The organism is Glaciecola punicea (assembly GCF_001756615.1).
Taxonomy (GTDB): domain Bacteria; phylum Pseudomonadota; class Gammaproteobacteria; order Enterobacterales; family Alteromonadaceae; genus Glaciecola; species Glaciecola punicea.
In genome coordinates this window covers 245,428-260,009 of sequence record NZ_LZXY01000003.1, presented here as the reverse complement: position 1 = coordinate 260,009, position 14,582 = coordinate 245,428, and the positions used below count along the sequence as shown (strand labels likewise).

The 14,582-nt window shown below is 44.4% G+C and carries 11 protein-coding genes; 8 read left to right on the top strand and 3 right to left on the bottom strand.

Annotated elements, in window-relative coordinates; genetic code table 11:
* The first annotated feature begins 63 nt into the window (after positions 1-63).
* From BAE46_RS05320 to BAE46_RS05285, 8 genes are all read left to right on the top strand, one after another.
* On the top strand, positions 64-1,275 hold the full coding sequence (locus tag BAE46_RS05320) for a type II secretion system F family protein (RefSeq protein WP_070111910.1): 1,212 nt from the start codon (positions 64-66) through the stop codon (positions 1,273-1,275).
* 172 nt (positions 1,276-1,447) lie between these two features.
* A complete protein-coding gene (locus BAE46_RS05315) occupies positions 1,448-2,329 on the top strand; it encodes a prepilin peptidase (RefSeq protein ID WP_040520984.1) in 882 nt (293 codons plus the stop codon).
* Between the two features lie 78 nt (positions 2,330-2,407).
* Positions 2,408-3,163: a dephospho-CoA kinase gene (gene coaE / locus BAE46_RS05310; protein WP_238528976.1), complete on the top strand. Its 756-nt coding sequence runs from the start codon at positions 2,408-2,410 to the stop codon at positions 3,161-3,163.
* A 196-nt stretch (positions 3,164-3,359) separates the two neighbouring features.
* The gene (locus BAE46_RS05305) at positions 3,360-4,106 is read left to right on the top strand and encodes a cell division protein ZapD (protein ID WP_006006522.1); all 747 of its coding nucleotides are present in this window, start codon (positions 3,360-3,362) and stop codon (positions 4,104-4,106) included.
* Positions 4,107-4,251: 145 nt separating this feature from the next.
* The gene (gene yacG / locus BAE46_RS05300; protein ID WP_006006521.1) at positions 4,252-4,488 is read left to right on the top strand and encodes a DNA gyrase inhibitor YacG; all 237 of its coding nucleotides are present in this window, start codon (positions 4,252-4,254) and stop codon (positions 4,486-4,488) included.
* Positions 4,489-4,498: 10 nt separating this feature from the next.
* Positions 4,499-5,404: an aspartoacylase gene (locus BAE46_RS05295; protein WP_006006519.1), complete on the top strand. Its 906-nt coding sequence runs from the start codon at positions 4,499-4,501 to the stop codon at positions 5,402-5,404.
* A 142-nt stretch (positions 5,405-5,546) separates the two neighbouring features.
* Positions 5,547-6,827 (top strand): efflux RND transporter periplasmic adaptor subunit, encoded by a 1,281-nt coding sequence (locus tag BAE46_RS05290; RefSeq protein WP_006006518.1) that lies wholly within the window; start codon positions 5,547-5,549, stop codon positions 6,825-6,827.
* Between the two features lie 11 nt (positions 6,828-6,838).
* A complete protein-coding gene (locus BAE46_RS05285; protein WP_083256801.1) occupies positions 6,839-9,931 on the top strand; it encodes an efflux RND transporter permease subunit in 3,093 nt (1,030 codons plus the stop codon).
* A 40-nt stretch (positions 9,932-9,971) separates the two neighbouring features.
* Here BAE46_RS05285 and BAE46_RS05280 read toward each other — a convergent pair whose 3' ends face one another.
* From BAE46_RS05280 to secA, 3 genes are all read right to left on the bottom strand, one after another.
* The gene (locus tag BAE46_RS05280) at positions 9,972-11,300 is read right to left on the bottom strand and encodes a S41 family peptidase (protein ID WP_083256800.1); all 1,329 of its coding nucleotides are present in this window, start codon (positions 11,298-11,300) and stop codon (positions 9,972-9,974) included.
* Positions 11,301-11,461: 161 nt separating this feature from the next.
* A complete protein-coding gene (mutT, locus tag BAE46_RS05275) occupies positions 11,462-11,866 on the bottom strand; it encodes an 8-oxo-dGTP diphosphatase MutT (protein ID WP_006006513.1) in 405 nt (134 codons plus the stop codon).
* A complete protein-coding gene (secA, locus tag BAE46_RS05270) occupies positions 11,850-14,570 on the bottom strand; it encodes a preprotein translocase subunit SecA (RefSeq protein ID WP_006006511.1) in 2,721 nt (906 codons plus the stop codon). The genes mutT and secA overlap by 17 nt, the downstream gene beginning before the upstream one ends.
* Between the last annotated feature and the right edge of the window lie 12 nt (positions 14,571-14,582).

Sequence of the window (14,582 nt, the reverse complement as noted above, 5' to 3'; positions counted from 1 at the left end):
GTTCTAGCGTTTAGTAAATAACGATTTTTCAATTACGCATGATATAACAATAGGTGGTGCACCATGGCAGTTGTTGTTTCACATGAATTTGTTTGGACTGGTTCTGACAAAAAGGGCAAAAAAGGCACTGGCGAAATTTCAGCAAAAAACCTGTTAGAAGCTAAAAACATGCTTAGGCGCCGCGGAATATCAGCCACTCGCGTCAAGAAAAAGGCTAAACCCCTATTTGGCCGAAAAGAGAAAATTACCGCCAATGATATTAGCATTATGTCTCGGCAAATCACCACTATGCTAGGGGCAGGTGTGACCCTTATTCAAAGCTTAGATATGATAGGCCAAGGCCACGCAAACTTGGCTATGCGTAAGTTACTCACAGAAATCACTGATGAAGTTAAAGCAGGTAATCCGCTTTCTTCAGCTATGCGCAAGCACCCGCTGCAGTTTGACGATTTATATTGCGACTTGGTGGAAACAGGCGAGCAATCGGGCGCCCTTGAAACTATTTATGACCGCATAGCCTTATATAAAGAAAAAGCCGAAGCGCTTAAATCTAAAATTAAAAAAGCCATGTTTTACCCCATAGCAGTATTGGTCGTTGCCTTAATTGTGACGCTAATCCTACTGATATTTGTAGTGCCTCAGTTTGAGGAAATTTTTGCCGGTTTTGGCGCCGAACTACCTGCGTTTACATTGATGGTGCTGGGGCTTTCCAATTTTGTGCAGTCACATGGCGTATTTATTGGTGCAGGGATTTTCGCAGCGGGGTTCTTATTTGGGCGGGCGCATCGAAAGTCACAAAAGCTGCGCGACTTCGTAGACGCTAGGGTATTAAAAATCCCCATTATTGGTGCCATACTCAAAAAAGCGGCCATTGCGCGTTTTACCAGAACCTTAGCGACAACCTTTGCGGCAGGCGTGCCTTTAATAGACGCCCTTGAGTTAGCCGCTGGCGCCTCTGGTAACGCAATATTTCGCGAGGCGATACTGCATATTTGCCGAGAAGTCTCAGGCGGTGTTCAAATGAACGTGGCTATGCGAGCCACCAACGTCTTTCCCGACATGGTCATTCAAATGATCGCCATAGGCGAAGAGTCAGGCTCGGTAGAAGATATGCTCAGTAAAATTGCATTTATTTATGAGGCCGAAGTAGATGACATGGTAGATGGTTTAACCAGTTTATTAGAGCCTATGATAATGTCGGTGCTAGGCGTGGTAATTGGCGGCTTGATTATCGCGATGTACTTACCCATATTCGAAATGAGCGCAATCATATAAATTTTGGTACTGTGATCTTGTGCGAAACCACAATCACTCGCTCTTTTTAGGTAAATATTATAGGCTTATCTGGCGGCAGGCCTATTTTATGCTTTTTTTCGTAATTTATGTGCACATCTGCGCAAAAGGCGCAAGCACCCAATCACCTACACAAGGTTTACACCACACTATAATGTTTGAATTTATGGCTAGCTCCACCCTCTTCTATGTGAGTTTTGTTTTTGGCATTTCGCTGCTCATCGGCAGTTTTTTAAACGTAGTTATTTATCGCTACCCCGTTATGATGAAAAATGAATGGCAGGCGCAAATAGACGAGCACATCGCGCATAGCGAAGGCAAAGAATATGTGCATCAGCAGCATGCTTTTAATTTAGTCAAACCAGACTCGACTTGCCCTAAATGCCAACATAAAATAAGAGCCTGGGAAAACATCCCTGCTATTAGCTGGTTATTTTTACGCGGCAAGTGCAGCGCTTGTAAAACCAGCATATCTATTCGCTACCCACTAATTGAACTAACTACCGCAGCATTAAGCGCGTGGGTCGCGTATAACTTAGGCTTCACACCTGTTGCCTTTGGCTTTATTTTTTGCACTTGGCTACTTATAGCCATGACCTTCATTGATATTGATGAAATGCTCCTGCCCGACACCTTAACCCTATCCATGCTGTGGATAGGGTTACTGCTTGCCGCTTATGTAGACAGCATCGGAGACGCTATGTCATTAACCGATTCTGTCATTGGCGGCGCGGTCGGGTATATGAGCTTATTTGCCATTTATTGGGCCTTTAAGCTAATAACCGGTAAAGAAGGCATGGGCCACGGCGACTTTAAACTACTTGGCGCCATTGGAGTGTGGGTTGGCTGGCAACACTTGCCCATTGTCATTTTACTGTCATCGCTGGTAGGTGCGGTGGTAGGTATCACTTTAATGATAGTGAAGCGCAAAGACAGTAACTTAGCCATCCCATTTGGTCCATATTTAGCAGCCGCTGGCTTTTTAACCATGCTTTACGGCGATGAAATTGCCACTTGGTATCTAAGCACTTTATAAACTAGGGTGCTCTTATTAGTGTTGGTAGGTTCAAGGTCAGCACTCATAGCGTTCAAACAAGATCCACAGCGCTGAAAAATGATATTAACATCACTAAAACATATTATCGGTAGTACTTTTGGGGTAGCACTTGTAGTGCTAAAGAGTATGATATGTCCCTTAAACATCATCCGAAATACAGTGGGCAGTCCCTCAATGCGTGAAAAAGAACTCATTAGCAATAAGTACATCGTAGGCGTGACCGGCGGCATTGGCTGCGGTAAAACCACCGTGACCGATTTATTTGCGGCAAAAGGCATAGAAATAGTGGACGCCGACGTGGTCGCACGCGACGTAGTGGTGAAAGGCTCAGCAGGTTTAAACGCACTGGTGGAAGCATTTGGCGACGGTATATTAACCGAGCAGCACACACTTAACCGAGCCGCCCTGCGCGAAATAGTATTTAACGATCCCCAGGCCAAAAAAAAAGTGAACAACATTCTTCACCCGCTCATTCGCGCAAATATGCTGAACCAATTGAAAAACACAAAGTCACATTACAGTATATTGTCTGCTGCGCTGCTGCTTGAGAATAGCCTTGAAAAACTGGTTAATAGAACCTTAGTGATCGATATAACCACCAAGCAGCAACTTGAAAGAACGCTTAACAGAGATGGCGGAAATGCAGACACCATCAAAAATATTATGGCAGCGCAAGTGAGTCGAGAAAAACGTTTAGCCCTGGCTAATGATGTGATTGATAACACCGGCGGTGTTGACTTTTTAGGACCGCAAGTAGACAAACTGCACCAAAGCTATAGGGCCTTCGCCTCAAAAACCGCCGCGAAACTATAATTACGCAGACGCAAAGACCTTAATTGATAGTTAAGCCAATTATACTATGAAAATCATACCCCATAGCGCGTAATTTTTGTGTAGAATACCCGGCCAGATAAGCGTGTTACATTTATTGCTCAGCGCTTGTTTACGTACTACTAATTAAAAACATTACGCACTGCCCTAGTTTGCAGTGTTCAAAAAGGAGAATTTGATGTCGGTCGCACTTTATGAATTTCCACTTTGCGAAAAGGTGAGAAACTACCTGCGACTTGAGCAACTATTCGCGCAGTTAAAAGAGGCTAAAAACGCCTCATCTGAGAATCACTACCTGCATTTTTTTGAAGTCTTCTTTAATACAATAGACATGGTTGACCGCCTTGATTTACGCACCGATTTCTTGCGCGACATTGACGCGCAAGAACGCAAACTCTTGCACTGGTCACGACACCCCGATATAAACAGTAGCGCACTAGAAGCAGCGCTGCATAACTTGCATACGATTGGCAGCAATATTAAACAGAATAAAAAATTGGGCGCAAGTCTGCGAGAAGAAAGATTTCTAGGTACAATCCGGCAACGTTTTTCAACTCCCGGCGGAGTGACTAGCTTTGACTTACCCTCGTTATTTTGCTGGTTAAAACAAGACAATGCCAGCAAAAAACTAGCGATGGATAAATGGCTTAGTCACTTAAACATCGTTGAAGATAGCCTTGAAATGTTGCTTTCATTTTTGCGTCAAAAGTCGAGTTTCCACACCATTACTAGTAAAAGTGGTTATCATCAAGGCACCGCAGAAGACAAAGTAGAAATGGTCAGAATACAGTGCGACAGTGGCATATTCCCCGTGGTGAGCGGCAGCCGCAATCGCTTTGCAATAAAGTTCATGAAACTTAACACCGAAATAGGCACAAGCGAAGCGGTTACTAGCACCATAGAGTTAAAGCTGGCATGCTGTTGAGTCAACAGCACGGTTAAAAAACCTCCACCAACGTCAGGGTGTTGACAATGAACCTTGTTATTTCATGGCCCAAACAATTACCCTTACGCCAAATTTCTAGTACACTGCATAGCGCATTGATTATCACTATTATCAGAGTAAACCCATGAAAGTAAAATGTCCCACTTGTCACACAGAGGTAATCTGGAATGAACAAGCCAAGCATCGACCATTTTGCTCCAAACGTTGCCAACTTATCGACTTAGGCCAGTGGGCAAACGAGGAACACAGCATACCTAGTGACGAACACAAATTAGACACACTCCCCGACAATATCGATATTGAAGATATTGAGGCTATGCTTGCCCAACAGTCCCACAACGACGATTTTTTCAAACCTTAAGGGTTTTACTATGTCTTTTACTACGCGCCAACATTTTGAAATCAAAAACGTTATTATCAGTGCCGGCACCCACGGCAATGAAATGTCGGGGATTGAAGCCGTTGCCCAATGGCAAAACAATCCAAGTCCGCTGCACGAAGCATTACCGAGCGCGCACATTGGGCTTACGCTGGCAAACAAACCCGCGGTTAAAGCCCGGGTTAGATACGTTGATGAAGATTTGAACCGGCAATTTTCTCAAGCAAAACTAAATATGTCAGTAGCAGAAAACGCGCCAAATGAAGTCAAAATTGCGCACGATTTTAATGCAGAATTTGGGCCTAAAGGACAGTCTAAAACCGACTTTTGCATTGATATTCACAACACCACCAGCAACATGGGGCCTACCCTTATTGTGCTTGAAAACGACGAGTTCAATCAGCAATTGGCCCGCTTTGTCAAAAGCGTGATGCCGCATAGCGTTATTTTAGTGGAAGACTACCAAGCGTTTGCAGACTTTGGTTATTTGTGCACGGTGGCTACAAAAGGCGTGATGGTGGAAGTGGGCCCGCAGTTACAAGGCGCACTGCGCGCCAGTGTGTATCAGCAAACCGTCGATATGAGCTTGGCAATACTGCGCTTTATAGAACTTTACAATACGCAAACAATTCCCAACTTAGGCCCTGTACAAGCTTATCGCTTTGGCCTTGAAGTAGCCTATCCGACTAATTCACAAAAGCAAAAAACCGCTATGATACATCCCAACCTTGACGGTAAAGACTTTGCCCCGCTTTTACCGCAGCAGCCATGTTTTATTGATTTTACCGGCAAAGATCTCTTGTGGGAAGGTAACGCAAGCTACCCTCATTTTATTGGCGAGGCGGCCTATGATCATCTAAATATTGCCTTCGCAACGGCAGACAAATGCCTATTTTAGAGGTGTTGCTCATCAATACGTTTTATTTTTACGCCTGCCTATTACACATCTCATCCGCAGCGGACCGCTGCGAGTGCTTTGGTGAAACTACGCTATAAAGTTCCCTTTTTTGCGATAAACCTAAACAGTGAATTCCTATAATATGAATAATAAAATTTTATCCTTATGTGCCTTGTTATTACTTACCGGCCTTGCTGCCGGCTGCAGTGATACCAAAAGCAGCGACAAAGTGAATAGCGATAAACCTCGCATGGTAAAATCGCAAATGCTCCAAGTTTTCAATGGCAGTGTAGAAAGACACATAACCGGGCGCCTTCAAGCAGCACAAAACACCTCGCTGTCATTTGAAGTTAGCGGCGTACTGCAAGCAGTGAACGTTAATTTAGGGCAAACGTTTTCACAAGGCGATTTGCTTGCGCAGCTTGACCCCAAGCTATACAAACTTGCGGTGCAGCAGAGTGGCGGCTTGCTTAGCGAAGCCACAGCGAGCCAGTTTGAAGCAGAACAAACGCTAAATAGAAACATTGAACTTAAAAAAAATAATTTGATTCCTCAAGCCATGCTTGATAGTGCCCAAGCCGTTTACAATATGGCAAATGGACGCGTAAATAGCGCCCAAAGCGCGCTTAATATAGCAAAGAAAAACCTCGTAAACACCAAACTGTTCGCGCCCTATAGCGGCTCTGTTTCTGCACGCTTAGTCGAACCCAATCAACAAATAAATACTCAAACGGCTATTTTTACTATACAGGGCGACGCCAACTTAGAAGTAAGCGCTGCGGTGCCTGAATCAATTATTGGGCGAATTGCATTAGGTCAGCAAATACAGGTTATTATTCCGGCGCTTGACAATATGCGTCATGAAACAACCCGTAATAGTGGCAACGGTATCAATTACAATAGTAGTGATAGTGATAATGAAACTAACAGCAACAATTACAGCGCAAAACGGTATAGCGCCACTTTAACTGAGGTAGGTACTCAAGCCTCAATTGCCAACGCCTTTCCAATCACAATGACCTTTAATACACGTTACCCACGCGTACTGCCGGGCATGTCTGCCGAAATAATCCTTCCCTTAAGCAGGTTCAGTGAAATGTATTCACAAGCTAACACGAACCAAGAGTCAGCCAATAGCGCGAGTCAAACAACCCTTGTTTATCGAATACCCGTTAGCGCGCTTGCAACTGATGCACAAGGTCAGTACGTGCAAATCATAACCATACAAAACCAGCAGTACATAACTCAAAAAGAATACATTTACATTATACAAACCTTGGCGCAAGACCTCATGGCAAGCTTCAAAACGTTCAAGCCGACATCTCAAGAAGAGCTTGAGGTTGTTACTGCGGGTGTCGAATTTATTCAAGATAAGCAGCACGTTATGCCCCTTAATAGAACCCAACAAATATACAATCAATAAAGGACAAAATGATGATTAATTTGTCTGCATTTGGGCTTAAGTATAACCGTAGCGTAACGTCTATTGTGCTTGGACTAATGATATTTGGCGCAATCAGCTATTTTACACTGCCGGCGCAAGAAGACCCGTCCATTAAAGTGCGAGAAGCAGTTATAAGCACTGAGTTTTTGGGTATGTCGGCTGAAAAAATAGAGCTGCTGGTCACCAAAACCATTGAAGAAGGCGTGCGCAACGTCGATGAAGTTAAAGAGATACGCTCAGTCTCGGTGCTTGGCAAGTCAACTGTGTATGTGCAGCTACATGAACGCTACTTCGATTTGGATCAAATATGGGACAAAGTTAGAAACGAATTAGACAAAGTCGTCGGCCAACTTCCACAAGGCACCCTGCCTCCCTTTATTAATGATAATTTTGGCGACGTGGCGATTCTTACCGTTGCTCTTCAGGCCACACAGGGCATAACAATGGGTGAGCTTTTTGATATGGCTCAGCACGCCCGCGACGAGCTTTATTTAGTAAAAGGCACTCAGTCGGTCGATATCTTAGGCGCTCAGCAAGAAAACATTGTGATTGAGGTGTCTGATGCAAAAGCAGCGCAGCTAGGTATTTCACCCGGCCAGCTCATTAGCACTTTGCAAACCGAAAATGTAATACGCTCCGGCGGCACCATTGATATAAACGGAAAAAGTTTTAACGTTGCGCCAAGCGGCAATTTTAACATTATAGAGGATATTAAAAATATCGTCTTCCCTCTAGCAGACCCTAGCCAGACCATACAGCTGCGAGATATTGCCAACGTTTACAGAGACGTGGTGGATCCACCTCGCCAAACCGCTTACTTTAATGGCAAGCCTGCTATTGTACTAGCCATTGCTAAGAACGATCGCTATAGCGTAACTGAAGTATCACCTAGAATAGAAAAGCGGCTACAAGAGCTCAATGACATTATGCCGCTTGGTATGACCTTTAGCATCATAACTCGTCAGGCCGACCAAGTAGAAAACGCGGTTGAAGGCGTTTCGGTAAACGTTATTCAAACCTTGGCCATTGTGCTGGGGGTAGTTATCTTATTCTTAGGACTTAGGATAGGCTTAATCGTAGGCGCAATTGTACCTGCGGTGGTATTAATTGTGCTGGCCATCATGAATTTCAGCAACATGGCGCTTGAGCGAATGAGCTTAGCAACCTTAATTATCTCGCTAGGTTTACTTGTAGACAACGGTATAGTGGTGGCCGAGGACTTTAAAAAACGCCTAGAGGCGGGCGAAAAACGCAAGGACATTGTGCGCAATATTGGCAATACACTGACCATTCCACTCCTTACCTCGTCGGCCACTACCATGCTGGTATTTTTGCCATTGCTGCTGGCGGAAAGCGCCTCAGGTGAGTATACACGCTCAATATCCATCGTGATTATTTATGCACTGATCATTTCATGGTTTTTGTCGCTGGTGGTTACTCCTTACCTTTGCTATCTATTTGTACACAACACCGACCCTGCGAAAATGTCAGCCATACAGCAAAAAATTGCGAGTGTGTTTGATACTCTCAACAACAGTTATTGCATATTCTTGAAGCTAATCTTACAGCAGCGCACTGTGTTTATGAGCATAATGATACTGCTGTTTTTTGCCGCTGGTGGGGCCTTAAATCTAGTACCTGTGAAGTTTTTCCCTGATTCTGACAGAGCCCAAGTACTTGCCTATATTGATTTGCCCGCAGGTACAACAATGCGCCAAACACAGCGCAGCTTACAAGAGGTATTCGACCTACTTGAGGGCAATGAACGCTATCAGCACGTTGAAAACTATGCTGCTTATGGCGGCTTTGGCGGGCCACGTTTCGTGCTATCACTTACGCCTATTACGCCTGAGTCGAGTAAAGCCTTTATTATGTTTAATTTGGCAGATCGTAAGTATCAAGATGAAATAATTGCTTTTTTACGAGAAGACTTTGCGCAGTATTTACCCGCTATGCAGGTGCGTGTCACCAAAATGTTTTTAGGCCCTTCCGACTCAAATAAGCTCGATATTCAGGTAATAGGTCCCGACAAAGACGTGATATATAATGCTGCCCAAGAAGTTAAAAAAATAATGGGATCGCTCAGCGGCACGGTTGAAATTAAGGACAACTGGGAAAACAAAATTTCGCAAGTTGATATCGATATCGATCAAGCGCGCGCTAAACGCGCTGGTATCACGTCGCAAGACGTTGCTAGGTCCTTGCAGACATTTTACGATGGCGTGGTTATTTCACAGTTTAGAGAGGGCGATGATTTAATCCCTATTGTGACGCGCGGAAAAGCACAGGACAGACTCGATTTATCGCGCTTGTACAGTATTAATGTGTACAGTCAAAGCCGAAATGTCAATGTGCCACTTGAACAAATAGCAACGGTGAGGTTTACCCCACAATATGCCCGAATTGCCCGCGAAGACTTGTTTAGAACGGTTACTATTGAGGGTAAAAACTTATTTTTAACGGCTGAGGACATGGTCTCAATACTGCAGCCAAAATTAGATGAATTGGCCGCCACACTGCCCTACTCTCATCGCATTGAATTTGACGGTGTGGTCAAAGAGTCAAAAGAATCGCAGCAGTCCTTAAGCGCTAATATTCCGCTGTGCTTGGCCATTGTAATGATTATACTCATTGCGCAGTTTAATTCTTACCGGCGCGCTGGTATTGTTATTCTTACCGTGCCGCTTATATTAATTGGCGCGGTTGTTGGTTTATTAGCGTCAGGTGCAAACTTTGGCTTTATGGTTATTCTAGGCTTTTATGCTTTGGCCGGTATTATCGTGAATAACGCCATAGTGTTAATAGACAGAATAGACATTGAAAGAAATGACCCTAGCAATGCAGACGATTACGCAGCATTAATTAGTGCCTGCGTACACCGCCTGCGCCCTATTTTGATGTCGACTAGCACCACTATTTTAGGGCTGCTGCCGCTGATTGTTAGCCAAGACGCGCTATTTTACGGCATGGCCTGCGCCATTGCCGCAGGTTTAGGAATAGGCACTATTTTAACCTTAGGTGTGGTACCTGTTATGTACAGCGCCTTTTTTGATATAAAAGCAAAGACGTTGCAAGCCCAGTGATACGGTGAGCGCAGCTTGGCTGAATGGTCACCCTAGTTGCCTAGTGTAGGTGTCCAGTTAACAGTGCTTGATAGTCAAGGCGCGATGGGCTCGTTGTCAGCTCAATCGACTGGCGACTTCTACTTTTAGAGGCGGTGGGCGCGCTGCAACTTCCAGTATTTACATAATTAACTGCTTCGGCATATACAGGATCATCTAAACTGCCCCAGTCAGCCACTATTTGATCTTGTACTAGGCAGGTTGGCGGTAAACCATCAAAGTAATCGCCTTGGTCAAGTGAATTCACCGTTCTGAAATTTATCGCTGAGAGTACCTTGTCGCAGTAAAAATCCGGGTTTTGCCCAACAGGCTTACCGCATGTCGCAGTGCCTATTGTAGCTACCTCCATATGCGGCGCTAAACCATTTATGATAAGCTCACTCGCTGAACATGTGTTGGGCGTTGTAAGTACCACTACGCGTGAAAGATTCAAGGCATTTAGTTTACTGGTAAAGCGAAACGAAGAGTTGCGGTTGCTGTTTTTATCGTTGTAAGTAAGCGTAGTAAATATGTCATTGACCGCCGAGCGGCCAACAATCAACGACGCTAAGTTTGCCGCCACACTTAAGCGGCCGCCTGAATTATAGCGAAGATCTAAAATAAGTTCGTCGATCCCAGCATTGCCAAGCTGTGCAAACGAGGCCTCTAGCTCCGCATCCGATGCTTCAATAAACCCATTTTGAAACGACAAGTAAGCCACTTCTCCCACGTTAGACGAAAACACTTGGCTAGCAAAAACTGTGTTTGTGCTGACTGCAATTTTAGACATTTGGGTATTAATAATTTCACCGCTTGGTTTTTCAAAAGTGATGTTAATCGTAAAACCCACTTGGTCAGGACCAAACACCGTTTCGTTACTTAATAATTCCCTATTTATCTGAGTCACGCTAAAACCGTTTATGTTTGTTAAACGGTCGCCTCGACTCAATCCAGCCTGCCCAGCCGCAGAGTTATCAAAGACATAGCGCACTATGTAAGCATTTAGGTCTGTGCTTTGGTCACTGCTGAATCCATAACCAGTAAACGTCGCGTTTTCAAAGAAATCGTCGTAATCCTGTCTGTCTTGAAAGCCAGAGAAGCGGTCTTGTTCAAAGCGCACATCGTCTAGCATGGCGTCTACGCTTGAGTATGCCTGTGGGTTAATTGCGCCAGGAAGTTGATCGTACCAAAGGTAGGTGTTTTGCAAAAATTTAAAAAACACTTCGTTCTGATCAGGCACACTACAGCTTGGAAAGCCCGTTTCTATTGGTTGTTGTGACTGATTATCGCTGCCGCCGCAGCTTGCCAAAAGCGCAATGGCTATTAGGGGAAGTAAGGATTTGTTCAGCATGTTTTATTCCTGAATCTTTGCTATTCAACTATTTTTAGTCCGCGCCTTACACCGCTTTGCTTGTACTAGGAGCGTTTTTTGATATTACAATATTCGAAAAATGCTTTAGTTACCAGAATTAATCGAAGCTGCGGCGCAATGACGACCGTGCAAAAGCGCTGTTACCCCCTAATGAGCGCTAATTTCTCAATGATAGTGCGATTTGCGTCGGGGAAGTCTAAGCTGAGCAAATCATTAAAGCCAACCCACTTTGATTCTTGGCCTTCTGCGCCATAAGCTTCGCCGCTAAAATCAGAAACAACAAATACGTGCAGGCTCACTTTTTTATCAGGGTAGCTAAAATCAAGGTTAAGTAAGTGGAAATAAGCTCTTGCTATTATACCTATTTCTTCGCTTAATTCACGCCTTAGCGCATGTTCAGGAGATTCATCGAGGTCTATTTTGCCGCCGGGGAATTCCCACTTGTTGCCTTGGTGTTGATGAGCGCGGCGGCGACATACAAAAAACTGATCGTTTCTTGTAATAACACCTACCGCTACCTGCACGTGCTTAGCTAAGTTTGCCATGACACTGCTTGTATTTTTTGCCTGAACCACATGGACAGGGTTCGTTACGGCCTACTTTTGGACCCGTGCGCTGCGCAGGCAGCGGTTTAGGCGCAACAGCTTCAGCAATTGGACTTTTAACGGGTGAGTTAGCCTGTTTGTGCTCAACCATTTGTTCAGCCTCGGCGCGTCTTCGCTGTGCTTCTACCGCTTCTACGTCAGACTCTTGGCGAACTTGCACTTTACTTAATACGCTAATTACTTCTACTTTTAAGTTATCTAGCATTTCTGAAAACAGTTCAAAAGACTCGCGCTTAAATTCTTGCTTTGGATTCTTTTGCGCATAGGAGCGTAAATGAATGCTTTGGCGCAAATAATCCATGGCCGCTAAGTGTTCTTTCCAATGCGTGTCGAGTGTTTGCAGCATAATTTGCTTTTCAAACAAACGCAGCACTTCGTCGCCTACTGAACCTTCTTTATCTTTATACGCTTTTATCACCGCTTCAAGTATAATTTCACGCATTTTTTCTTCGTGAAGTTTGTCATCTTCATCAAGCATTTTTTGCAGCTCAAGGTCTACTAAGAAGTCACTGCGTAAACGTTCTTCAAGTCCGCTCACATCCCACATTTCTTCCAGTGACTGAGGCGGAATATATTGATTCACCACAGTGGTGACAACGTCTTTGCGAATATTAACGATGGTGCTAGCAATATCGCCTTCATTTAAAAGTTCATTGCGTTGTTCGTAAATAACCCCACGTTGGTCATTAGCAACGTCATCGTATTCTAGTAATTGCTTACGTATATCAAAGTTGCGGCCTTCTACTTTGCGCTGTGCATTTTCAATTGCACGAGACACCCACGGGTGCTCGATAGATTCGCCTTTTTCCATACCAAAGCGCTTCATCATGTTGCTCATTTTGTCTGAAGCAAAAATACGCATTAATGGATCTTCTAAAGATAAGTAAAAACGCGATGAACCAGGGTCGCCCTGACGACCGGAACGGCCTCGCAGCTGATTATCGATACGGCGTGACTCATGACGTTCGGTGCCTATTATATGCAGGCCTCCCGACGTAACAACCGCATCGTGTCGTTCTTGCCATTTTTCTTTGTGTTTAGCGATTTCTTCATCGCTTGGCGCGTTTAACTTTTCCAGCACCGCGTCAAAATTACCGCCAAGCACAATGTCAGTGCCGCGCCCAGCCATATTCGTGGCTATAGTAATTGCACCTGGCATGCCGGCTTGTGCGACGATGTCGGCTTCTTGTGCGTGGAATTTAGCATTAAGTACTTTATGCTTGATCTTGGCTTTTTTGAGCAGACTTGACAATAGTTCAGAGTTTTCGATTGATATTGTGCCCACAAGCGCAGGTTGGTTTCGCTCAACACACTCTTTAATATCCTCAATAATAGCCGCTTGCTTTTCTTGCGCCGTCAGATAAATTTTATCCGCGTGGTCTTTTCTGACCATCGGTTTATTGGTGGGTATAACCACGGTCTCTAAGCCGTATATACTGTGAAATTCAAAGGCCTCAGTTTCCGCAGTACCGGTCATGCCGCTTAAGGTTTCATAGATTCTGAAGAAGTTTTGGAAAGTAATTGAAGCTAAGGTCTGGTTCTCATTTTGGATCTTTACGCCTTCTTTAGCTTCCATTGCTTGATGCAGGCCTTCTGACCAGCGCCGCCCTTCCATTGTTCGTCCGGTGTGCTCATCTACAATCACTATTTGGTCATCTTTAACAATGTAGTCAACGTCTTTGGTGAAGAGTTTGTGCGCGCGCAATGCGGCATTTACATGATGTAGCATAGGTATATTTGCAGCAGCAAAAAGGGATTCGCCTTGGGCTATTAGACCTACTTTTCGCAGAAGCTCCTCTACGAATAATTGACCGTTCTCAGTCAAGTACACCTGTTTGGCTTTTTCATCTAATGTGTAATGCCCGTCGCCGTGAGCGTTTTCGGCGTCTTCTACGTCTTGTTTCTGCAGCTCTGGAATAAGCGTGTTAATTTTTTTGTAAAGCTCAGAGCTGTCTTCAGCGGCGCCTGAAATAATAAGGGGCGTTCTTGCTTCGTCAATTAAAATTGAGTCAACTTCATCAATAACGGCAAAGTTCAAGGGCCGTTGTACACGGTCTTTAGGACTAAACGCCATATTGTCACGTAAATAATCGAAACCAAACTCATTGTTAGTGCCGTAAGTAACGTCACTCTTGTAAGCTTCAATTTTGTCATCGTGATTCATGCCAGGAATATTACAGCCTACGGTGAGGCCTAAGAATGAAAATAACTTTCGACTCCAATCGGCATCACGCTTGGCTAAATAATCGTTGACCGTTACTATGTGCACACCTTTACCCGAAAGCGCATTCAAATACGTGGGCAAGGTCGCGGTTAAGGTTTTACCTTCACCCGTGCGCATTTCCGCTATTTTGCCTTGGTGCAGTACTATCCCGCCTTTCATTTGCGCGTCAAAATGGCGCATGCCGTAAACACGTTTACTGGCCTCGCGCACAATCGCAAACGCTTCAACCTTTACTTTTTCAAGGGTTTCGCCGTCGGCTATTCGTGTTTGAAACTCTTTCGTCTTGGCTTTAAGTTCGTCATCACTTAATGCTTCAAACTCAGGTTCAAATGCATTAATTTGATTAACTGTTTTACGTAACTTTTTTAAAAGCCGGGCGTTACGAGTACCAAAAACTTTTCTAAATAAGCTCACAACCATGCGATTAAGGCG

Coding starts and splice junctions, on each gene's coding strand:
- BAE46_RS05320 (WP_070111910.1), top strand. CDS start 64: ATGGCAGTTGTTGTTTCACATGAATTTGTTTGGACTGGTTCTGACAAA.
- BAE46_RS05315 (WP_040520984.1), top strand. CDS start 1,448: ATGTTTGAATTTATGGCTAGCTCCACCCTCTTCTATGTGAGTTTTGTT.
- coaE (WP_238528976.1), top strand. CDS start 2,408: ATGATATTAACATCACTAAAACATATTATCGGTAGTACTTTTGGGGTA.
- BAE46_RS05305 (WP_006006522.1), top strand. CDS start 3,360: ATGTCGGTCGCACTTTATGAATTTCCACTTTGCGAAAAGGTGAGAAAC.
- yacG (WP_006006521.1), top strand. CDS start 4,252: ATGAAAGTAAAATGTCCCACTTGTCACACAGAGGTAATCTGGAATGAA.
- BAE46_RS05295 (WP_006006519.1), top strand. CDS start 4,499: ATGTCTTTTACTACGCGCCAACATTTTGAAATCAAAAACGTTATTATC.
- BAE46_RS05290 (WP_006006518.1), top strand. CDS start 5,547: ATGAATAATAAAATTTTATCCTTATGTGCCTTGTTATTACTTACCGGC.
- BAE46_RS05285 (WP_083256801.1), top strand. CDS start 6,839: ATGATTAATTTGTCTGCATTTGGGCTTAAGTATAACCGTAGCGTAACG.
- BAE46_RS05280 (WP_083256800.1), bottom strand. CDS start 11,300: ATGCTGAACAAATCCTTACTTCCCCTAATAGCCATTGCGCTTTTGGCA.
- mutT (WP_006006513.1), bottom strand. CDS start 11,866: ATGGCAAACTTAGCTAAGCACGTGCAGGTAGCGGTAGGTGTTATTACA.
- secA (WP_006006511.1), bottom strand. CDS start 14,570: ATGGTTGTGAGCTTATTTAGAAAAGTTTTTGGTACTCGTAACGCCCGG.